This window comes from Streptomyces sp. SD15 (assembly GCF_054462255.1).
Genome location: NZ_JBTLMO010000056.1, coordinates 31,052 through 52,314, shown reverse-complemented (window position 1 = coordinate 52,314; position 21,263 = coordinate 31,052). Strand labels below are relative to the sequence as shown.

Here is a 21,263-nt window from a genome sequence, read left to right as displayed (position 1 = left end):
AGTAGGACGCCGCCGAACTAATTGTAGAGAAAACCCCTGTACCGGGAATCCGGTACAGGGGTTTTCTGCGTTCAGGGTCGTTTAGGGTCTTGTTATGCGCTACGACCTAGTCATCTTCGACAATGACGGTGTCCTCGTGGACAGTGAGCCGATTTCCAACACGATTTTGGCCGCCTATCTGACCGAGCTCGGGCACCCGACCTCTTACGAGGAGTCCATCAGGGACTACATGGGGTCGGCCATGCACCGTATCCACGACCTTGTGCACGCCCGCACGGGGCGTCGGTTGCCGGACGGCTTCGACGAGGTCTTCCACGGGCGGGTCTACGCCGCCTTCGAGCGGGAGCTGGAGCCGGTGCCGGGTGCCGTGCAGGTGTTGGAGAAGCTGGCGGCGGACGGGGTGCCGTACTGCGTGGCCTCCTCCGGGAGTCATGAGCGGATTCGGGTGGGGCATCGGAAGACCGGGCTCGATCGGTGGTTCGGCGAGGGGCGTGTTTTCAGTTCGCAGGACGTGGGGCGGGGCAAGCCGGCGCCGGATCTGTTTCTGTACGCGGCCGAACGTATGGGCGTACCGCCGCAGAAGTGTGTCGTCGTCGAGGACAGTCCGCTTGGTGTGCGGGCGGCGAACGCTGCCGGGATGGACGTATGCGGGTTCACCGCCATGACGCCTGCCGCGAGGCTCGTCGGCGCCACTCAACTTTTCTCCGACATGGGGGAGTTGGCCGACCTGCTCGTATGACGACGCCTACCGTCCGGCTCAGCTTCGGCGGTGCGGACCGTAGGGCAGCGGCGTCAGCAGTGTGATCGGCATCGGTGTGCTGGTTTCGGTGGGGCTCGGGAGGCCGGTTCCACAGAGCTGAGCAAAATTCATCTTCGGCTTGATCTACCCACCGGTAAGCCGGGGCCCTACGCTCGCCGCCATGACTGATGTGCTGCGGCGCGGTAGGGCCTCCTTGGCGTTCAGCTTCTTCGCCCAAGGCGCGGCCTTTGCGCTGCTCGTGACGCGCATCCCGGCCATCCAGGACCGCTACGGGATATCCGACGCGCTGCTGCCCGCCTTCCTCGCCGCCGTGCCGATTCTGGCCGGGGTGGGAAGTGTGGCCACTGAGCACCTGGTCAAGCGGGTGCCGCCCAGCCTCCTCCTGAGGTGGTCGCAGCCGGTCGTCCTGCTCGCCCTGCTCGGCGTCGGGGCCGGTGACCAGCTGGTCGAAGTGGCGGTCGCGCTCGGGGTGTTCGGGCTCGCGGTCGGCGTGCTCGACGCGTCCATGAACATGCTCGGGGTGAGCCTGCAGCGGACGTACGGGCGCAGCATCATGCTCGGTTTCCACGCCACGTACAGCCTGGGCGGGATTGTGGGTGCCTCGCTCGCGTGGGCGGGGGCGCACTGGGACCTCTCGCTCTTCGTGTCGTATCTGCCGGTGGTGCTCGTGCTGTTGCCGGCCGCGTTGGTGGGGAGTCGGTGGTACGTCGATGGGGGTGCGCCTGACAAGGAGGTGGCTGACGCGGCCGAGGGCGGGCCTGTCGTCTTCAAGCTGCTGCTGCCGCTTTGTCTGGTGATGACGTTCGCTTATATCGGGGACTCGACGGTCTCCAACTGGAGTGCGAAGTATCTGCAGGACGTGCTGGGGAGTTCGGAGCAGCTGGCGACCGTTCCGTACAACGTCTACATGGTGACGACCCTGCTGGGGCGGGCCATTGGGGACTTCGGGGTACGGCGGTTCGGGGCGGTCGCCGTCGTACGGCTGGGGGCGGTCGTGGCGGCGCTCGGGTTCGCGGTGGTGGCGGTGGCGCCGGGTGCGTGGGTCGGGATGCTCGGGTTCACATTGCTGGGTCTGGGGTTGTGTGTGCTGGTGCCGCAGACTTTCGCGGCGGCCGGGCGGTTGTTTCCCGGCGCTTCGGATACGGCCATCGCGCGGCTGAATATCTTCAACTATGTGGGGTTCTTGATCGGTTCGCCGTTGGTGGGGGCGCTGGGGGACGCGTGGAGCTACCGCGGGGCCATGCTCGTACCGATGGTGTTGGTGCTGGTGACGTTGGTGTACGCCCGGTCGTTCGATGCTCAACCGGACCGATACGGTGACGGGCATGAGCGGCCGCGCACAGCTGATGTGGGACGAGGCAGTAACGGGCTATGACTTCGGTCCGGACCACCCGATGGATCCGGTCCGGCTGGCGTTGACCAGACGGCTGGTCGACGCCTTCGGGCTCGAGCGGGACATTGACGTGGTCGCGGCGAAGCCCGCCGGGGAGTCGACGCTGCGGCTCGTGCACCGCGAGGACTATGTGGAGGCGGTCAAGGCCGCGTCCGCCGATCCTCAGGCCGCGGACACCTCGTACGGGCTCGGGACCGTGGATGATCCCGCCTTCGCGGGGATGCATGAGGTGTCCGCGATGATCGCCGGGCAGTCGGTGGGGGCGGCGGAGGCGGTGTGGCGCGAGGATGTGCTGCATGCGGTGAACTTCGCGGGTGGGCTGCATCATGCGATGCCGGGTGGTGCGTCCGGGTTCTGTATCTACAACGACGCCTCGCTGGCGATCGCGCGGCTGCTGGAGCTGGGGGCCGAGCGGGTCGCGTACGTCGATGTGGACGTGCATCACGGGGATGGTGTGCAGGCCGCCTTCTGGGAGGATCCGCGGGTTCTGACGATCTCGCTGCATGAGCATCCGCGGACGTTGTTTCCGCAGACGGGGTGGCCGGAGGAGACGGGGGCCGAGTGCGCGGAGGGGTCCGCCGTGAATGTGGCGTTGCCGGCCGGGACCGGGGATGCAGGGTGGTTGCGGGCGTTTCATGCGGTGGTGCCTGAGCTGATCGCCGACTTCCGGCCGCAGGTGCTCGTCACCCAGCACGGTGCCGACACCCACTTCGAGGATCCGCTCGCGCATCTCGCCGTCTCGCTGGATGCGCAGCGGGCTGTGCAGGTCGCGTGTCACGACCTGGCGCACGAGTACGCCGACGGGCGGTGGATCGCGCTGGGTGGGGGCGGGTATGCGGTCGTGGACGTCGTGCCGCGGTCGTGGACGCATTTGGTCGCCATCGCGGCGGGGCGGCCGGTGGAGCCCGAGACGGTGATTCCTGAGAGCTGGCGGCAGGAAGTTTTCGCTCGTACGCGGCAGTTGGCGCCTGTGCGGATGACGGATGGGCGGTGGCCTGTGTCCTGGAAGGGCTGGGAGGGTGGGTACGACCCGGCGGATCGGGTTGATCAGGCGGTGGTGGCTACGCGGCGGGCGGTGTTTCCGTTGCGGGGGATGTTGCCGTAAGGGGGGGGAGGGGTGGGGGTTTCTCGCCCCCGCCGCCCCTACCCGTCCCATCCCTTTCTGGGGGCTCCGCCCCCAGACCCCCGCCAGGGGCGCTGCACCCCCTGGACCCCCGCCTCGGGGTCGGGGGCTGCCGTCCCCGGCCCCCCCGCCTCGCCCGAAGGGCTCGTCCTCAAACGCCGGACCGGCGGGAAGAGCAAGCCCCGGTCGGGGCTGAAGCGGGCACGTGAGTGCGCATTACGCCAACTGTGCGGGCTTTTCGGGATTTTCGGGGTGAACCTCCGGCAAATGCGTCAGCATCGCTGTCGTGTTGAGCACCGGAGCATTGCGTGCGCACCTGCTGGCCGCTCGGTTGGCCGGGCCTGTTGCCACCTCGCGCGAGGAGAGCCTGCGGAGTTATCGGCTCTTCGCCGCCCGTGATCCTCGTGTGCTGCTTGGACTCGATCCCGAGTGGACATGGCGGCAGCGGGATGTGATCGAGTTGATGTCCGACAAGTGTGGGGTTTCGGCCGATCCCACGCACACCACAGGGCATGATGTGATCGATCCCGAGCGGACCCTGGCCGCCCTCGACGCCTTCGCGGAGCGGCTCGGGAAAGCGGCCCTCAACCGCGACCCGGTGCTTCTCGGTACCGGACATCCGCACCGACTGCTCGGTTTCTACGCCGCGCTCGCGGACGCCCTGTCGGCGGCGGGATGTACGGTCCTCACCCCCGCACAGGGTAGCTCTGTCGACATAACGACCCGGTTCGGTCTACGCACGTACAACCTCGACTACGTACAAGGAGTCGCGTTGGTACGCGAACCGGGCGCGCGAGCCCCCGGTGGTGCGACCGGCGCACACACCCACTCTCCGCTCCCGGTTCGGACCGTTCTGGCGGCCGCGGCGGAGGCCGGCGGGCGGCTCCCGGAGCTCGTCATCGGAGACCACGGATGGGTCTGCGGAGCAGGTCAGCTGGGGTTTGAGGCCATGGGGCTCGCCGATACGGACGATCCTGCGCTCTTCGTCGGAGAGGCAGAGGGGCGGGTGTCCGTCGTCGTTCCGCTTGATGACGCTGTGCGGTCTGATTACTACCGACCGCTTACTCGCTATGTACTCAATCGAGCGTGTCTGTCACAGTAGGCGGCCGATGGCATCCCCTCTTCCCCACTCGCATCACCCGCCCCTACATTGGGGAGTGAGCACGCAACGACGAAGAGTCACCGGAAGGGGAAGCCGGTGACCGTCGAGTGCGGAAGGTTCAGGTGTGTCATGGCTGCAGCTGGCGAGAGGCCTCTGAACGAGGTTCAGTTCCTTACCGTGGCGGAAGTCGCCTCGGTGATGCGAGTGTCGAAGATGACCGTGTACCGGTTGGTGCACAGCGGTCATCTGCCGGCGATCCGGGTGGGGAGGTCCTTCCGGGTGCCGGAGCAAGCGGTTCACGAGTACCTCCGCGAGAGCTATGTGGGGGTGGAGACCGCCTGACGGCGTTCCGGGAGATCGTCCAAGATCTCCCGGAACCCCTCGATTACGACCTCAGCGCTCGGACCGGTAGGCTGGCCCCTCATAGGTCGTGTGGGCCCATGCAGCCCAGCACCGAGTAAAGAGAAGTGAGCGAGGGTAGTCGTGGGCTCTGTTATCAAGAAGCGGCGCAAGCGGATGGCGAAGAAGAAGCACCGCAAGCTGCTCAAGCGCACTCGCGTTCAGCGTCGCAACAAGAAGTAAGGCCGTGCCCCGCCTCAGCGGGGCTCGTCCTTGCGCTTGTGCGACCGCTGCGAACAGCGCGCTCTGTGGTCCCCCACCTGCCGGTGGGGGGCCACGGTCGTTTTCCGGCCGCGACGGCCGCGCATCTGCGACGGGAGAGCCATCGGGGGCGATGCTGTGCGTATGCCTGTCGTGTCACCCGGCTCGGCCTGGACGTACGTCTGTGGTCGCCGTCACTTCGTGCATCGGGCGGTCATCACAGCGCAACATCAACCCGCTAGGTTGGCCGGACACGGGGTACGAGCAGAGCTACGTCCAGATACGTCCTGAACGGGAAGAGAGGCGCTGATCTTGGGGAAGGTCGTGCTCGTGACCGGGGTGGCCCGTCAGCTGGGGGGCCGGTTCGTACGACGGATCCAGCGTGACCCGCAGGTGGACCGGGTGATCGCCGTGGACGCGGTGCCGCCCGAGCACCATCTGGGCGGCGCCGACTTCATCCAGGCCGACATCCGCCAGCCCACGATCGCCCGGGTGCTCGCCGAGCACTCCGTCGACACGGTCGTCCACATGGATGTCACGGGCATCGCGCTGGGCGGCGCCAGCCGGACCACGGTCAAGGAGACCAACGTCATCGGCACGATGCAGCTCCTCGGCGCCTGCCAGAAGTCCCCGACGGTCAAGCGGCTGGTCGTGAAGTCCAGTACGAACGTCTACGGGTCCGCGCCGCGCGATCCCGCCGTGTTCACCGAGACCACCCCGCCCAAGTCGCTGCCGAGCGGCGGCTTCGCGAAGGACACGGTGGAGGTCGAGGGGTATGTGCGAGGGTTCGCGCGCCGGCGTCCCGATGTCGCCGTGTGCGTGTTGCGGTTCGCGAACATCCTGGGGCCGAGCGCGGACTCTCCGCTCGCCTCGTACTTCGCGCTGCCGGTGCTGCCGACCGTGTTCGGCTACGACCCGCGGCTGCAGTTCGTCCACGAGGACGACGTGATCGAGGTGCTGCGGATCGCGTCGCACGACCCGGAGCGCGGCACCCTCAACAGCGGCACGTTCAATATCGCCGGAGACGGTGTCCTGCTGCTCTCGCAGTGCGCTCGGCGCCTGGGCCGCCCCACGGTGCCGCTGCTGCTGCCGGCGCTCTCCTGGGCGGGCACGGCGGTGCGTACGCTGGGAGTGACGGACTTCTCGCCGGAGCAGCTGCGGCTGCTCACCCATGGCAGGGTCGTGTCGACGAACCAGATGCGCGAGACGCTGGGTTACAAACCGAAGTACACGACCGCGGAGACCTTCGCGGACTTCGCACGCAGCCGAGGCCCCGGACTCCTGCCCCCCGAGGCCCTTGCGGGGGCCGTCGACAGGATCGCCGCGCTGCCCTACCTGGGCGGCGGCCACCCCCCGACACTGAGCGCCAACTGAGGAGCGCATCGACGATGGCGGACGCCAAGGTCATTCCGTTCGACGACGACCGGTCGCGTGGGGGCGCTGTGCAGCGCCCGCCGCGGCGGCGGGCCGCGGGGAGCCGGCGCAAGGGCGATCCCGTGGTGGTACGTGAGGTCCAGCCCCTGCCTGGCCGGGCCTTTCCGCAGGATGATGTTCCTGTGACGCGTGAGGAGCAGTCGCCGCAGCAGCCCCAGCCACCCCAGCAGCCGCAGAGCGTTGGCGGCCTCGAGCGGCGCATCGCCGGCGGCCTCGCCTTCCTGCGCCGACGCCTCACCGGTGACTACGAGATCGACGACTTCGGTTACGACCAGGAGCTCACCGACCAGGTCCTGATGTCCATGATCCGCCCGCTGTACGAGAAGTACTTCCGGGTCGAGGTGAAGGGCATCGAGAACATCCCGTCCGAGGGCGGGGCGCTGATCGTCTCCAACCACTCCGGGACGCTGCCGCTGGACGGCCTGATGATGCAGGTCGCCGTCCACGACAACCACCCCGCGGGCCGCCATCTGCGCCTGCTCGCGGCCGACCTGGTCTTCATGCTGCCGGTGGTCAACGAGCTGGCCCGCAAGGCCGGTCACACCCTCGCCTGCGCCGAGGACGCCGAACGGCTCCTGGAGCGCGGTGAACTGGTCGGCGTGATGCCGGAGGGCTTCAAGGGCATCGGCAAGCCGTTCAGCGAGCGGTACAAGCTCCAGCGCTTCGGGCGCGGCGGCTTCGTGTCGACCGCGTTGCGGCAGGGCACCCCGATCATTCCGTGCTCGATCGTGGGCGCGGAGGAGATCTACCCGATGATCGGCAACGCGAAGACCCTGGCCCGGCTGCTGGGCTTCCCGTACTTCCCGATCACGCCGACGTTTCCGTGGCTGGGCCCGCTGGGCGCGGTGCCGCTGCCGACGAAGTGGACGATTCAGTTCGGCGAGCCGATCCCCACGGACGGCTATCCGCCGGAGGCCGCCGAGGACCCGATGCTGATGTTCAACCTGACGGACCAGGTCAGGGAACAGATCCAGCACACGCTGTACAAGCTGCTGGTGCAGCGGAGGTCGGTTTTCTTCTAGGTACTTCTGGCTACTTTCAGGTTCAGGTACTTCCAGTTCAGGTAGTTCCAGGTTTTTCCGTACGGCAATGGGGGCGCCCTTCGCAGGAAGGGCGCCCCCATTGCCGTACAGCCGCTGTCTCAGTCGGTGTTCTCGCCGTCGATGCCCAGGCCCGGGAGGAGACCGGGGAGGAGCGGGGGCACGGTGACGTCCGGGGCGCCGGTGGTCGGGCTGGTCCTGCCGGCTGACGGGGACGAGCTGGTGGGACTCTTGGGCGGGTCCAGGAGGCCGCCCGTGCTGCCGCCGAGCAGGCCGCCGTCGGCGCTGCCTGAGGTGGACGGCTTCGGCTTGCCGCTGCTGTGGCTGCCGCTGGCCGAGCCGCTGGGGGCGCTGGGCTTCGTCGGACGGTCCGTGCCGGACGGGCCGGTGGTGTCCGAACTGGCGCCCCGGTGACGGCCTGTGCCCTCCGGTTCGGGGAGCTGCGGCAGTAGCGGGTGGACTTCTTCGTCTATGGCGTCGAAGACCGACGAGACCTGGTCTCTGACGTCGCCGAGCTGGACGGGCAGCCTGTCGCGCAGTGCGCCCCACGCCTCGCGGTGCGACTGGGCGAAGGTGGAGAGGGCCTGGATCGGGCCCAGTGAGCCGTCCCGCTCGTACGCCTCGCGCAGCAGGCGGTGGCCCTCGGAGGCGTCGTGCTGCATGCCGGACAGGGCGCGGCGGATCTCGCCCAGGGACTCGTGGTCGAGATGGCCGGAGCGGCCGCGCTCCATCAGGCGGCGCGCCTCGCTCAGCCGGGTCGAGGCCTGGTCGAGGTAGAGCTCGCCCCGGTCGCTGTCGCCGTGGGCCAGGCCCCGTTTGATGTCCTCCATGCCCCGCTTGAGCCCGTAGAGCGAGTCTCCGGGCAGGGCGTCGGAGCTGGCGGCGGCCACGCCGCCGAAAGCTCCGGCGGCCACGCCGACGGTGAGCCCGCCCGCGGCCAGGCCCTTCGTCAAACGCGAACGTGGACGCAACTTCGCCAGTCCGTTCGCCCGGTGCGCGCCCCGTGCGCGGGGGGATCGCTGCTCGGGCACGGAACGGTCCGGGCCTGTGCCCCCCGCAGCGGTGCCTTCCAGCAGCATGGCCTCCATCGCTGCCACGAGCTGCGCTCGCTGCACGACTTTGACCTCGGGGTCCAGCTCCGGTTTGGGCAGTTCGCCGAGACCGATGGCGAGGGCCAACAGCAGGCCCTGCCCGGTCTGTTCCGCAGCAGCCTGGGACGGTGCCGACCCATCGGGCTGCTCGGCCGCCGTGCCCTGGTCGGAATGCTCCTCCAGGGCCTGGGCGAAGGCGTTCGCCCGCCGGTGTGCCGATACGTTCGCGATCACTGGCGGCACCTCCTCTCGTCATGACGGTCGACTCCCCAGGGGGTCCTGAGGGTTGCACGCCCTGACCACATCCACACGATCGAGTGATCGGTGGCGGTCAGGGAGTGACCACAGGGAGCCTGTATCCCGCACAACGAGCGTCGCGGCACTTGGGTTACGCACGGCGGATGATGGGACCGTGAAGTCAACGGACTGTCACGGAAGGTGAGTTGGGCGTCGCTGAATGTCGCTGAGCGTGGCGTGGGTGCCGGTGCTCAGCGGGCGTCGTCCGGGAGGAGTCGGGCCAGGGTGCGGACGGCTCGGTACTGGAGGGTCTTGATCGCGCCCTCGTTCTTGCCCATCACGCGGGCGGTCTCGGCGACCGAGAGGCCTTGCAGGAAGCGCAGGGTGACGCACTCCTGCTGTTGGGGGTTGAGGCGTCGTACGGCGTCGAGCAGTGCCGCGTTGGACAGTGATTCGAGAACCGAGTCCTCGGGGCTGCGCTCGACCTCGTTCGCGTCGAGCATTTCGCCGGTGGTCACTTCGAGTCGGAAACGGCTCGATTTGAAGTGGTCGGCGACCAGGTTGCGGGCGATGGTGACCAGCCAGGCGCCGAAGTCGCGGCCCTGCCAGGTGAACGTGCCGATGCGGCGCAGGGCGCGCAGGAACGTCTCGCTGGTGAGGTCTTCGGCGGTCGCCTTTCCGCCGACGCGGTAGTAGATGTAGCGGTACACGGTGTCGCTGTACTGGTCGTAGAGACGGCCGAAGGCGTCGGCCTCGCCGGCCTGGGCGCGCTCTACGAGGTCCATCATCCGGGCGCTGTCACTGTCTGCGGCCGGGCGGCGTGCGGTGGGCGTGGCGGCCGAGCCCGAGCGGCCCCGTCTGCCGACCGCCGCGCTTCCGTCGGCCAGGGCGTAGCAAGGGCCGACGGGGGCGGCGGCGAAGGCGGGGACGGCGGGGACGGCGTACGCGGTGGGGACGAAGCCGCGCAAGCGGTCTAGGACCGTTGCGCGCAGCGTAGCCAGGCCCGAGGCGTCAACCCCGACGTGTGAGTACACGGGACTCCCAGAGGCAGAGCTTCCATCACGTGCAGTGCGGGACCTTTCACCCGTCGTAGCGACGGAGGGGTACCGGTTTGCGTCTGAGGAGAATAACGCTTCGTACAGGCAGCGCTACACCCAGTTGCTCAAATCATCGATTACGTCGCTTCTGTAACCGATTGACGCCTGATCAAGTGTCGGACGGTGACTGATTGTTGATCGGATTGGTCCGGGTTACGTCTGGGTGCGGGGCGTGTTGTGGCCGTGTGGGGGTGGGGGGACTGGGTGGGGGGTTGAGGGGGTAGGACGGCGGAATTGGCTGCGGGGCGGGCGTTGTGCCGGGGTGGGGTGTCGCCCCCGCCGCCCCTACCCGTCCCATCCCCGGGGCTGCGCCCCGGACCCCGAGCCGCCTGGGCTGCGCCCCGGACCCCGAGCCGCCTGGGCTGCGCCCGGACCTGCCGCGGGGCTGTGCCCCGGACCTGCCGCGGGGCTGCGCCCCGGACCCCGAGCCGCCTGGGCTGCGCCCGGACCTGCCGCGGGGCTGTGCCCCGGACCCTGAGCCCGACGGCGCGCCGCTCGGACTCGCCACGGAGCTGTGTCCCGGACTCGCCACGGGCTGCGCCCCGGATCCGCCACAGGGCTGCGCCCCGGACCCTGAGCCCGACGGCGCGCCGCTCGGAACCTGCCAGGGGGCCGCCTCCCCCCGCCCGGAACCTGCCAGGGGGCTCCGCCCCAGGTGGGGGCTGCCCTGGGGGCTGCTCAGGGGGTGGTGTCCCGGGATCTGGGGTGGGAGGCACGTGAGCCGGCCGGGGGTTGGTCTCGAATCTGTGGTGCGGGGATGTTGTCGCGGATTCGGTTGGGGGTGTTGTTGCGGGGCTGTGTTCCGGGGCCCGGTGGAACGGGAGGGTCAGCGGCGGCGGCGGTGTAGGGCGATTGCGGCTGCTGTGCCGCCTGCTACCGCGCCGACTCCGGCCGCTGCGGGGATGCCGACCTTCGCTGCCTTTCGCGCCGTGCGGTAGTCGCGCAGGCGCCATTCGAAGGTGCGGGCGTGCTTGCGCAGCTTGGCGTCGGGGTTGATGGCGTAGGGGTGGCCGACGAGGGACAGCATGGGGATGTCGTTGTGGGAGTCGCTGTAGGCGGCGCAGCGGGAGAGGTCGAGGCCCTCCGCGGCGGCCAGCGCGCGTACGGCCTCCGCCTTCGCCGGGCCGTGCAGCGGTTCGCCGACCAGTTTGCCCGTGTAGACGCCGTCGACGGACTCGGCGACTGTGCCCAGTGCACCGGTGAGGCCCAGGCGGCGGGCGATGACCGTGGCGATCTCGACGGGGGCCGCCGTCACCAGCCACACCTTCTGGCCCGCGTCCAGGTGTGCCTGGGCGAGAGCTCGAGTGCCGGGCCAGATCCGCTCCGCCATGTACTCGTCGTAGATCTCCTCGCCGATGGACATCAGCTCCGAGACCCGGTGGCCTTTGACGATCGACAGTGCCGAGTCGCGCGCCTCCTGCATGTGCTCGGGATCCTCGACCCCGGCCAGCCTGAACCACGCCTGTTGCCAGGCGAATCGGGCGAGATCGCGTGTCTCGAAGAACTTCCGCTTGTACAGACCCCGGCCGAAGTGGAAGAGGGCGGCGCCTTGCATCACGGTGTTGTCGAGGTCGAAGAAGGCGGCGGCCTTGTCGTCGCCGAGGACCGGGAACTCCGGTTCCTCCGCGTGCACCACGGCGGTGTCCGGCGCGAGTTCCTCCAGTTCCTGGGAGGTTTTGCGCGCGGCCTCCGCCGAGGCCTCGCCTGCCAACACGCTCCGCGCGGTGGCGGAGCGCCTACGGGGAGTGAGCCATCCGAGAGCGGCCATGGCGTGAGCATAGCCAGTTAGTTACGTGGTTCCGGAGTCGAGAGGATTCGAGGCTGTGAACTCTCCGCGACCGAGTCGTTAAAGAAGCGATCCCATCGGTGCGTCGGCGGCGCGAGAATGGCCTGTATGAGTCCGATGTTCCGGCGCGGCGGGCGCCGTACGCAGAAGCTGGAGAACGCGGAGAACGCGGAGAACGCGGAGAACGCTGAGAACGTGGAGGCGAAGGTGGCCGAGGGACGGCTTGTCACGTTGATCGGGAAGCCCGGGTGCCATTTGTGCGAAGACGCACAGGGGGTGGTGGAGAAGGTGTGTGGGGATCTCGGGGTCCCGTGGGAGCAGAAGGACATCACCCAGGACGAGGAGCTGCACCGCGCCTACTGGGAACAGATCCCCGTGGTGCTCGTGGACGGCGCCCAGCACACGTTCTGGCGGGTGAACGAGGACCGGCTGCGCCGCGCGCTCACCCAGTGACCTGGGTGACCCTTTTCACCCGCGATCACCGCAACCGGCGATCGAGGAACCACGACGGTGAGCAACGAGCTCCGTGAGAGCGGCGCCGGTTCAGGCGCAGAGGATGCCCGGAAAGTCGCCTAGGATCGACGGCGATTGGTCTCGGGGGCGGGATTCGTTGAGGAGAGTGTTCGGTTTTGCCCCCTTCAGGTGCGGAACGAAGTTGTCTGCGCGCCGGTTCCATACGCGCGCGTCGGGAGTGCGTGACCCCCGTCACGTTGCCCGGGCAAATCGGACACTATCTTTGTGCACGCGTTCACAAAGACATAGCCTGCATTCGACGGGGCGGTCTAGGTACGTGTGACCGCCTGCAGCCCCGCGCTACCCGCAGGAGCACCGTGGCAACTGGCCGAACTCACCGACCGGCGACCCGCAGCCGAGGGATTCCCGAGGCCACCGTCGCCCGGCTTCCGCTGTACCTCCGAGCCCTCACCGCACTGTCGGAGCGCTCGGTACCCACCGTCTCCTCCGAGGAGCTCGCGGCCGCAGCGGGAGTCAACTCCGCGAAGCTGCGTAAGGACTTTTCCTACCTCGGCTCCTACGGGACGCGCGGTGTGGGGTACGACGTCGAGTATCTCGTCTACCAGATCTCCCGTGAGCTGGGCCTGACCCAGGACTGGCCGGTTGTGATCGTCGGTATCGGTAACCTCGGCGCCGCTCTCGCCAACTACGGCGGGTTCGCCTCCCGTGGGTTCCGGGTCGCCGCGCTGATCGACGCCGACCCGGAGATGTCCGGCAAGCAGGTCGCCGGGATCGCCGTACAGCACAGCGACGGCCTGGAGAAGATCGTCGACGACAACGGCGTCTCCATCGGGGTCATCACCACCCCGCCAGGCGTCGCCCAGGCAGTCTGCGACCGGCTCGTCGCCGCCGGGGTCACCTCCATCCTCAACTTCGCGCCGACCGTCCTGTCCGTCCCGGACGGCGTCGACGTACGCAAGGTCGATCTCTCGATCGAGCTGCAGATCCTCGCCTTCCACGAGCAGCGCAAGGCCGGCGAGGAGGCCGAGGCCCAGGCCAGTGCCATGGTCCAGGCGCCCCGGGCGAAAAACGGCAAAGAGCCTGACGGGGATGTCCCCGCCGTGATGCCGGCATGAGTCTCCTCGTCGTCGGGCTGAGCCACCGCAGCGCTCCGGTCAGCGTCCTCGAGCGGGCCGCACTGACCGCGGACACGCAGGTCAAGCTGCTCCAGGACACCCTCGCCGCCGAGCCGGCCGCCGAAGCCGCGGTGCTCGCCACCTGCAACCGGATCGAGCTGTACGCCGACGTGGACAAGTTCCACGCGGGCGTCGCCGAGCTGTCCACGCTGCTCGCCCAGCACAGCGGGGTCGGGCTCGAGGAGCTCACCCCTTACTTGTACGTGCATTACGAGGACCGGGCCGTCCACCATCTGTTCTCGGTGGCGTGTGGACTCGACTCGATGGTCGTGGGCGAGGGGCAGGTTCTCGGCCAGATCAAGGACGCCCTCGCGACCGCGCAGGAACTGCACACCGCGGGCCGGCTGCTGAACGACCTGTTCCAGCAGGCGCTGCGGGTCGGTAAGCGCGCGCACTCGGAGACCGGCATCGACCGGGCCGGGCAGTCCCTCGTCACCTTCGGCCTGGAGCAGCTGTCGTCCGGCGCCGCCGTCGACGCCTGGGCCAAGGGCAAGCGGGCCCTCGTCATCGGCGCCGGCTCCATGTCCTCGCTGGCCGCGGCGACGCTCGCGCGCGCCGGAGTCGCCGAGATCGTCATCGCCAACCGCACGCTGGACCGCGCGGAGCGACTCGCCGAGATCCTCAATGAGGGGAACGGCACGGACGTGTCGGCCCGCGCGGTACCGATGGACTCGGTGCCGGTCGAGCTGACACGTGCCGATGTCGCCGTCTCCTGCACGGGCGCGACGGGGCTCGTCCTGACGGCCGAGTCCGTGGCGGCCGCTGTGGAGGGACGTGTCGGGGAGCCCGTGGTGCACGGCGCCGACTCCGGTCGTACGGCCCCGGGCTCGAGCTCGGGTCGTACGGCGATGTCCGCGGCCACCAGCGTCGGCACCGATGACGGCTGCCCCCTCGATCTGTCCAGCGTGCAGGGCACGGCGGGTTTCTCCGTGCTCGGCGAGGCCGCCGTGGCCGGTATGGCCGCGGCCGAGCTGGAGCAGCACGCGGCCTGGGTGGACAAGGGCGACGCGGCGGGCCGCGCCCCGCGTGCCACGGCCGTCGTGCTCGACCCGCAGGCCGACGCGGACGCCATCGCGGCGCTCGCGGCCGCGGCTGCCACCGTCGGGCGCGTGCCCGAGCGCCGCAAGCCCGAACCCGTCGTCGAGGCCCCCCGGCCCGCGACCGTGCTCGCGCTGCTCGACCTGGCCATGCCCCGTGACATCGACGCGGCCGTGCACCGGCTGCTGGGCGTGCGGCTCGTGGACATCGAGTCGCTCGCCGAGGCGTCCGCCGACGCGCCGATGGCCGCCGATGTCGACCTGGTGCGCCGGATCGTCGCCGACGAGGTGGCCGCCTTCGGGGCGGCTCAGCGGGCCGCGCACATCACGCCCACCGTCGTGGCCCTGCGCAGCATGGCCGCCGACGTCGTCGCGAACGAGATCGCACGGCTCGACGGGCGGCTGCCCGGACTCGACGAGAAGCAGCGCGGGGAGATCACGCAGACCGTGCGGCGCGTCGTCGACAAGCTGCTGCACGCGCCGACCGTACGGGTCAAACAACTGGCCGCCGAACCCGGCGGCGCGGGGTACGCGGATGCGCTGCGCACCCTCTTCGACCTGGACCCCGAGACGGTCGCCTCCGTCTCGCGGGCCGAGAACAACACCGAGAACGCCAAGAACCGAGGGCGAGATGAGTGAGCAGGCACTGAGGCTCGGGACCAGGCGCAGCAAACTCGCCATGGCCCAGTCCGGGCAGGTGGCGGAAGCCGTGAGCCAGGTGACCGGACGGCCGGTCGAGCTCGTGGAGATCACGACGTACGGCGACACCTCCCGTGAGCACCTCGCGCAGATCGGCGGCACCGGAGTCTTCGTCACCGCGTTGCGCGAGGCGCTCCTCAAGGGGGAGATCGACTTCGCCGTGCACTCCCTCAAGGATCTGCCGACCGGGCAGCCCGACGAGCTGGCGCTGGCCGCCGTACCGCTGCGCGAGGACCCGCGTGACGTGCTCGTCGCCCGCGACGGGCGCACCTTCGCCGAGCTGCCCGACGGGGCGCGCATCGGCACCGGGTCGCCGCGCCGGATGGCCCAGCTGAACGCGTACGCACGCGACCACGGGATGACGATCGAGACGGTCGCGATCCGTGGGAACGTCGATACCCGGATCGGGTATGTGCGGAAGGGTGAGCTCGACGCGGTCGTGCTGGCCGCCGCCGGACTGAACCGGATAGGCCGTAGTGAGGAAGTGACCGAGTTCCTTTCGGTCGACACTGTTTTGCCCGCCCCCGGCCAGGGGGCCCTGGCGATCGAGTGTGCCGCGGACAACGCGGATCTCGTCGCCGCGCTCGGCGAGCTCGACGACCCGTTCACCCGGGCCGCCGTGACCGCCGAGCGATCCCTGCTCGCCGCCCTGGAGGCCGGCTGCAGCGCACCTGTGGGTGCCTTCGCCGACCTGCTGGCCGACGGGCAGATTGTCAAGGAAATGCGCCTGCGCGGCGTCGTCGGCACGACCGACGGCTCGACGCTGGTGCAGCTGTCCACCACCGGTCCCGTGCCCGAGACACATGACCAAGCAATGTCGCTCGGCCGTGAACTCGCCGCCGAGATGCTTGCCAAGGGCGCGGCCGGTCTGATGGGGGAGCGAGCACATTGAGCCCCACCACCCTTCCCGCCGGTCCCGAACACGGGCACGTCACCTTCCTTGGTGCCGGACCCGGAGATCCGGGCCTACTGACACTGCGCGCCGTCGAGGCGCTGGCGAACGCGGATGTCCTCGTCGCCGAGCACGAAGTGCTCGACGTGGTCCGCGTCCATGCCAGACAAGGCGTCGCCGTACTGAACACGGATTCGGATACGTCTTCACGTACGTATCCGGGCCCAGGCACGCCTCAGCTGACCGTTGTTGACGGCACGTCAACAACGGTTGGTGACCCCGCGTTGAGGGACGCTGCCAATCTTGTCATGGAGGCCGCGCGGGGCGGCAAGCGGGTCGTGCGTGCGGTGTCCGGTGACCCCGGGCTCGACACGTACGCCGCCGAGGAGATGCTGGCCTGCGCCGCCGCGGGGCTGCCGTTCGAGGTCGTGCCCGGGGTCGCCGCGGCCGTGGGCGTGCCCGCGTACGCCGGTGTGCCGCTGCGGGACGCGCAGGGCGCGGACGTGCGGTTCGTCGACGCGCGTTCGGCCTCGGACCGGTGCTGGACCGAGGTCGGCGCGTCGGACGGGACCGTCGTCGTGTCGGCGACGCTCGAGTCCGTGGCCGCGGCCGCGGGTGAGCTGGTCGCCGCGGGGCGCAAACCCGATACGCCGATGACCGTGACCGTCGCGGGTACCACTACGCGTCAGCGCACCTGGTCCGCCACCCTCGGGACCGTCGCGCAGACGCTGAAGCAGGCGAAGGTTCTGCCGTCCCCGGACGGTGGGCGGCCTGTCATAGCCGTGGTCGGTGAGCGTTCCGCCGCGGCTCAGCGTGAGCAGCTCTCGTGGTTCGAGTCCAAGCCGCTGTTCGGCTGGAAGGTGCTCGTGCCGCGCACGAAGGAGCAGGCGGTCTCGCTCTCCGACCAACTGCGTTCGTACGGCGCCGTGCCGTACGAGGTGCCGACGATCGCCGTCGAGCCGCCGCGCACGCCGCAGCAGATGGAGCGGGCGGTCAAGGGCCTGGTGACGGGGCGGTACGAGTGGATCGCCTTCACGTCCGTCAACGCGGTCAAGGCCGTACGGGAGAAGTTCGAGGAGTACGGGCTCGATGCCCGTGCCTTCGCCGGGATCAAGGTCGCGGCGGTGGGCGAACAGACGGCGAAGGCGCTGGTCTCCTTCGGGGTGAAGCCGGATCTGGTGCCGAGTGGGGAGCAGTCCGCGGCTGGGTTGCTTGAGGACTGGCCGCCCTACGATCCGGTGTTCGATCCCATTGACCGGGTGTTCCTTCCCCGTGCCGACATCGCCACCGAGACGCTGGTCGCGGGGCTCATCGAGCTGGGCTGGGAGGTCGACGACGTCACGGCCTACCGGACCGTACGGGCGTCGCCGCCGCCGGCCGAGACGCGCGAGGCGATCAAGGGGGGTGGCTTCGACGCGGTGCTGTTCACGTCGTCGAGCACCGTGCGGAACCTGGTCGGTATCGCGGGTAAGCCGCACAACGTGACGGTGATTGCCTGTATCGGGCCGGCTACCGCCAAGACGGCGGAGGAGCACGGGCTGCGGGTCGATGTGATGGCTCCGGAGCCGTCTGTGCACAAGCTGGCGGAGGCGTTGGCCGACTTCGGGCTGAAGCGGCGTGCCGCGGCTCAGGAGGCGGGTGATCCGGTTACTCGGCCGAGTGAGCGGCGGCCGGGGTCGCGGAGGCGGCGGACCACGTAGGGGCGGGGGACCGCTCAGTACGGGTGGTGGGGGCGGCGGTGGGGCTTTTTCGCCCCCGCCGCCCCTACCCTCCCCCAAGCTCTCGACTTCGCTCGAGCAGGGGGGACCCCCATCATCCCTGGGGGCTGCCGCCCCCAGACCCCCGCCGGGTGGTTCTTCTGCTGCGGGCTGTGGGGGCTGGGCGCGCGCACGCGGCGGAGCCGCACGATGTCACAGCCCCGCGCCCCTTATGGGGCGCGACCTGTACCGGCATGGTGTCGGCAAGGGGGGTCCTGGTGCGGGCGTAGCGTAGGGGCCATGACGAAGTACGGATCCTTCCCCGGTACGCGGCCGCGGCGGCTGCGTACGACGCCTGTGATGCGGCGCATGGTCGCCGAGACGCGACTGCACCCCGCCGACTTCATCCTGCCCGCGTTCGTGCGGGAGGGCGTGAGTGAGCCGGTGCCGATCGCGGCGATGCCCGGGGTCGTGCAGCACACGCGGGACAGTCTGAAGAAGGCCGCCCTGGAGGCGGTGCAGGCCGGGATCTCCGGGATCATGCTCTTCGGGGTGCCGGAGGATTCGAAGAAGGACGCCGTGGGGACGCCCGGCACCGATCCGGACGGGATTTTGCAGGTCGCGATCCGCGATGTGCGGGCCGAGGTCGGGGACGAACTGCTCGTGATGTCCGATCTGTGTCTGGATGAGACGACCGATCACGGGCATTGCGGGGTGCTGGACGCGGAAGGGCGTGTCGACAATGACGCGACTCTGGAGCGGTACGCCGAGATGGCCCAGGTCCAGGCCGACGCCGGCGCTCATGTCGTCGGGCCCAGCGGGATGATGGACGGGCAGATCGGGGTCGTCCGTGACGCCCTCGACCAGATCGGGCGCGAGGACGTGGCCATCCTCGCGTACACCGCCAAGTACTCGTCCGCCTTCTACGGGCCCTTCCGGGAGGCCGTCGGCTCCTCGCTGAAGGGCGACCGGAAGACGTACCAGCAGGATCCCGCCAACGTGCGTGAGTCCATGCGGGAGCTGGCCCTCGACCTGGAGGAGGGGGCCGACATGGTGATGGTCAAGCCGGCCGGACCCTACCTCGACATCCTGGCGAAGGTCGCGGACGCGGTGGACGTGCCGGTCGTCGCCTATCAGATCTCCGGTGAGTACTCGATGATCGAGGCGGCGGCGGAGAAGGGCTGGATCGACCGGGACAAGGCGATCCTGGAGGCCCTGACGGGGATCAAGCGGGCCGGAGCGCAGAACATCCTCACGTACTGGGCGACCGAGGTGGCGCGCCAGTTGCGTTAGCGGGAGCCGCGACAGTGCCGGATGGGCACTATCAAGTCCCCCTGGGGGTTAGGTTGTTGCTCAGTCAATGACGCGACTCTCCAGGGGGATGCTTTATGCCCGGTGATGCTCTCAGCCAGGACCCCGCCGAGCTGAGAAGGCGGATCGACACCACCAAGGCGCACCCGGCGCGCGTCTACGACGTCTTTCTCGGGGGCAAGGACAACTACCCGGTCGACCGGGAAGCGGCCGCCGCGGCGCTCGCGGCCAATCCGCGGGGCTACCTCGACGTCCGGCACAACCGGGACTTCCTGCGGCGGGCGGTCACCACGCTGACCCAGGAAGCGGGCATCCGCCAGTTCCTGGACATCGGCACGGGGCTGCCGACGCAGGAGAACGTCCACCAGACAGCCCAGCGGATCACCCCGGACGCGCGGGTCGTGTACGTCGACAACGACCCGGTCGTCCTCGCCCACGCGCGTGCCCTGCTCGCCGGCGGGCCCGAGGGCGAGACGGACTACATCGACGCGGACCTGAAGCAGCCCGCCCAGATCCTCGAAGGGGCCGCGAAGACCCTCGACTTCGACCAGCCGATCGCCCTCGTGCTCGTGGCGGTCCTGCACTTCATCGAGGACGAGGAGGCTTACCCGATCGTGCGTGAGCTCGTGGACGCGCTGCCGTCGGGCAGCCGGCTCGTCCTCAGCCACCTCACCGAGGACCTCAACCCGGAGAACATCCGCGCGGTCCAGCGGACGTACACCGAGCGCGGCTTCACCTTCGTCCTGCGGTCCAAGGCCGAGGTCGAGCGTTTCTTCACGGAGAACGGCCTGGAGCTGGACGAGCCGGGTGTCGTCCCGGCCCACCACTGGCGTCCCGACGGCGCGGTCCCGGCCCCCGAGAAAGCGGAGCCCGCGTACCTCGCGACCCTCGACGACATCGCGCAGCTCGGCTACCGCGACATCAATGACGTCACGGACGCGGACATCAACGTGTATGTCGCCACCGCCGTCAAGCGTTGAGCGTTCGGGTGCGGTGCGGTGCGGTGCGGTGCGGTCCATATCGCGGAATTGATCGTTGTAGTAGGCAGTCATTTCTTTAGGGTGGCGGCACGCAGGGCAGGCGGGGAGTCGTAGCAGAAGGAGTCGTGCCGTGACCGTTTCCGGAGTCGTCCAAGCCGTGCCGCCGCTCGCCGCGCGGGCCACATCGATCGGCGGGTCGCCGGTACGGGACATCCTCGCGGTCACCGCGCGGCCCGAGGTGATCAACTTCGCGGGCGGGCTGCCCGCGCCCGAACTGTTCGACACGGAGGGCATCGCCGCCGCGTACCGGGATGTGCTCGCGGACGAGCCCGAGCGGGCGTTGCAGTACTCGACCACCGAGGGGGAGCCCGTGCTGCGGGCGGCCCTGGCGGGCCGTACCACCGCGCGCGGGCTGGCGACCGACGCGGATGACGTGCTGGTCACCACCGGCTCGCAGCAGGCGCTCTCGCTGCTCGCCACGGCCCTGGTGGAGCCCGGCGACACCGTGCTCGTCGAAAGTCCCTGCTATCTGGCGGCACTTCAGGCGTTCGCGTTCGCCGGGGCGCGGATCGTGGCCGTGCCGGGGGACGAGGAGGGGATCGACCCCGACGCGCTGGATGAGCTGGTGGCGCGTGAGCGGCCCAAGCTGCTCTACACCGTGCCGACCTTCCAGAACCCGACCGGGCGGACCCTGCCGGGTGAGCGGCGCGCCGCCGTGGCCCGGGTCGCCGCCCTGCGCGGGCTGTGGATCGTGGAGGACGACCCGTACGGAGAGCTCCGCTTTTCGGGGGAGCGGGTGCCGTGGATCGCCTCGTACGACGGTGCCGGGGACCGGACCGTGCTGCTCGGGTCCTTCTCCAAGGTGATGGCACCCGGGATGCGGCTGGGGTGGCTGCGGGCGCCCGCCGCACTGCGTCGTGCCTGTGCCGTCGCCAAGCAGGCCGCCGACCTGCACACCCCGACCGTCAACCAGCTCGCCGCAGCGCGGTACTTGGCCGACCGGGACCTCGACGCGCATGTGGCGCGGGTCGCGGGCGTGTACCGGGAGCGGCGTGACGCCATGCTCGCGGGGATCGGCGATGCCCTTCCGGTCGGGTCCACCTGGACACGGCCCGAGGGCGGAATGTTTCTCTGGGCGCGGCTGCCGGAGCCGTACGACACCACGGCCCTGCTCCGGGGAGTGGTGGAGCAGGGCGTGGCTTACGTGCCCGGTGCGCCCTTCTACGCCGGTACGCCCGACCCCGCGACGCTGCGGCTCTGCTTTGTCACGCAGACGCCGGAGGAGATCGGGGAGGGGTTGCGGCGGCTCGCCAATGGGCTGCGCGCCTGAGCGGG

19 protein-coding genes are annotated in these 21,263 nt (G+C 69.6%); 16 read left to right on the top strand and 3 right to left on the bottom strand.

Annotation, left to right across the window (positions count from 1 at the left end):
* Window positions 1–94 precede the first annotated feature (94 nt).
* From ACX28W_RS36660 to ACX28W_RS36625, 8 genes are all read left to right on the top strand, one after another.
* Window positions 95–739, top strand: a complete 645-nt coding sequence (locus ACX28W_RS36660; RefSeq protein WP_459004331.1) for an HAD family hydrolase — start codon at window positions 95–97, stop codon at window positions 737–739.
* A gap of 181 nt (window positions 740–920) precedes the next feature.
* Window positions 921–2,135 (top strand): MFS transporter, encoded by a 1,215-nt coding sequence (locus ACX28W_RS36655; protein ID WP_459004333.1) that lies wholly within the window; start codon window positions 921–923, stop codon window positions 2,133–2,135.
* On the top strand, window positions 2,086–3,258 hold the full coding sequence (locus tag ACX28W_RS36650) for an acetoin utilization protein AcuC (RefSeq protein ID WP_459004332.1): 1,173 nt from the start codon (window positions 2,086–2,088) through the stop codon (window positions 3,256–3,258). The genes ACX28W_RS36655 and ACX28W_RS36650 overlap by 50 nt, the downstream gene beginning before the upstream one ends.
* 304 nt (window positions 3,259–3,562) lie before the next feature.
* A complete protein-coding gene (locus tag ACX28W_RS36645) occupies window positions 3,563–4,378 on the top strand; it encodes a phosphatase (protein ID WP_459004330.1) in 816 nt (271 codons plus the stop codon).
* Between the two features lie 129 nt (window positions 4,379–4,507).
* Window positions 4,508–4,720 carry a helix-turn-helix domain-containing protein gene (locus ACX28W_RS36640; RefSeq protein WP_004984898.1) on the top strand — a complete coding sequence of 71 codons (213 nt, stop codon included), beginning with the start codon at window positions 4,508–4,510 and terminating at the stop codon, window positions 4,718–4,720.
* Between the two features lie 141 nt (window positions 4,721–4,861).
* A complete protein-coding gene (locus ACX28W_RS36635) occupies window positions 4,862–4,960 on the top strand; it encodes a 30S ribosomal protein bS22 (RefSeq protein WP_003948845.1) in 99 nt (32 codons plus the stop codon).
* 330 nt (window positions 4,961–5,290) lie between these two features.
* A complete protein-coding gene (locus ACX28W_RS36630) occupies window positions 5,291–6,352 on the top strand; it encodes an NAD-dependent epimerase/dehydratase family protein (protein WP_459004328.1) in 1,062 nt (353 codons plus the stop codon).
* A 14-nt stretch (window positions 6,353–6,366) separates the two neighbouring features.
* Entirely contained in the window at window positions 6,367–7,434 is a 1,068-nt protein-coding gene (locus ACX28W_RS36625) for a lysophospholipid acyltransferase family protein (RefSeq protein ID WP_459004327.1), read from the top strand.
* 119 nt (window positions 7,435–7,553) lie between these two features.
* Here the strand turns inward: ACX28W_RS36625 and ACX28W_RS36620 are convergent, their stop codons facing one another.
* From ACX28W_RS36620 to ACX28W_RS36610, 3 genes are all read right to left on the bottom strand, one after another.
* A complete protein-coding gene (locus ACX28W_RS36620) occupies window positions 7,554–8,777 on the bottom strand; it encodes a DUF5667 domain-containing protein (protein ID WP_459004326.1) in 1,224 nt (407 codons plus the stop codon).
* 254 nt (window positions 8,778–9,031) lie between these two features.
* Window positions 9,032–9,814, bottom strand: coding sequence for an ECF subfamily RNA polymerase sigma factor, BldN family (locus ACX28W_RS36615; RefSeq protein WP_459004324.1), 783 nt, complete (start codon window positions 9,812–9,814; stop codon window positions 9,032–9,034).
* 889 nt (window positions 9,815–10,703) lie between these two features.
* Window positions 10,704–11,645: an HAD family hydrolase gene (locus ACX28W_RS36610; RefSeq protein ID WP_459004323.1), complete on the bottom strand. Its 942-nt coding sequence runs from the start codon at window positions 11,643–11,645 to the stop codon at window positions 10,704–10,706.
* A gap of 126 nt (window positions 11,646–11,771) precedes the next feature.
* Between ACX28W_RS36610 and ACX28W_RS36605 the strand changes: the two genes are divergently transcribed.
* The 8 genes from ACX28W_RS36605 (at window position 11,772) to ACX28W_RS36570 (ending at window position 21,258) form a co-directional block, all read left to right on the top strand.
* Window positions 11,772–12,116, top strand: a complete 345-nt coding sequence (locus ACX28W_RS36605) for a glutaredoxin family protein (RefSeq protein ID WP_459004321.1) — start codon at window positions 11,772–11,774, stop codon at window positions 12,114–12,116.
* Window positions 12,117–12,493: 377 nt separating this feature from the next.
* On the top strand, window positions 12,494–13,252 hold the full coding sequence (locus ACX28W_RS36600) for a redox-sensing transcriptional repressor Rex (RefSeq protein ID WP_459004319.1): 759 nt from the start codon (window positions 12,494–12,496) through the stop codon (window positions 13,250–13,252).
* Complete coding sequence (locus ACX28W_RS36595) at window positions 13,249–14,988, top strand: glutamyl-tRNA reductase (protein WP_459004318.1); 1,740 nt, start codon at window positions 13,249–13,251, stop codon at window positions 14,986–14,988. Before ACX28W_RS36600 ends, ACX28W_RS36595 begins: the two co-directional genes overlap by 4 nt.
* Entirely contained in the window at window positions 14,981–15,940 is a 960-nt protein-coding gene (gene hemC, locus ACX28W_RS36590; protein ID WP_459004316.1) for a hydroxymethylbilane synthase, read from the top strand. The genes ACX28W_RS36595 and hemC overlap by 8 nt, the downstream gene beginning before the upstream one ends.
* On the top strand, window positions 15,937–17,640 hold the full coding sequence (locus tag ACX28W_RS36585; protein ID WP_459004314.1) for a bifunctional uroporphyrinogen-III C-methyltransferase/uroporphyrinogen-III synthase: 1,704 nt from the start codon (window positions 15,937–15,939) through the stop codon (window positions 17,638–17,640). Before hemC ends, ACX28W_RS36585 begins: the two co-directional genes overlap by 4 nt.
* Window positions 17,641–17,937: 297 nt before the next feature.
* On the top strand, window positions 17,938–18,930 hold the full coding sequence (gene hemB / locus ACX28W_RS36580) for a porphobilinogen synthase (protein WP_459004312.1): 993 nt from the start codon (window positions 17,938–17,940) through the stop codon (window positions 18,928–18,930).
* A 95-nt stretch (window positions 18,931–19,025) separates the two neighbouring features.
* Window positions 19,026–19,928, top strand: a complete 903-nt coding sequence (locus ACX28W_RS36575; protein WP_459004311.1) for an SAM-dependent methyltransferase — start codon at window positions 19,026–19,028, stop codon at window positions 19,926–19,928.
* A 130-nt stretch (window positions 19,929–20,058) separates the two neighbouring features.
* On the top strand, window positions 20,059–21,258 hold the full coding sequence (locus ACX28W_RS36570) for an aminotransferase-like domain-containing protein (RefSeq protein ID WP_459004310.1): 1,200 nt from the start codon (window positions 20,059–20,061) through the stop codon (window positions 21,256–21,258).
* The last annotated feature ends 5 nt before the right edge of the window (window positions 21,259–21,263 follow it).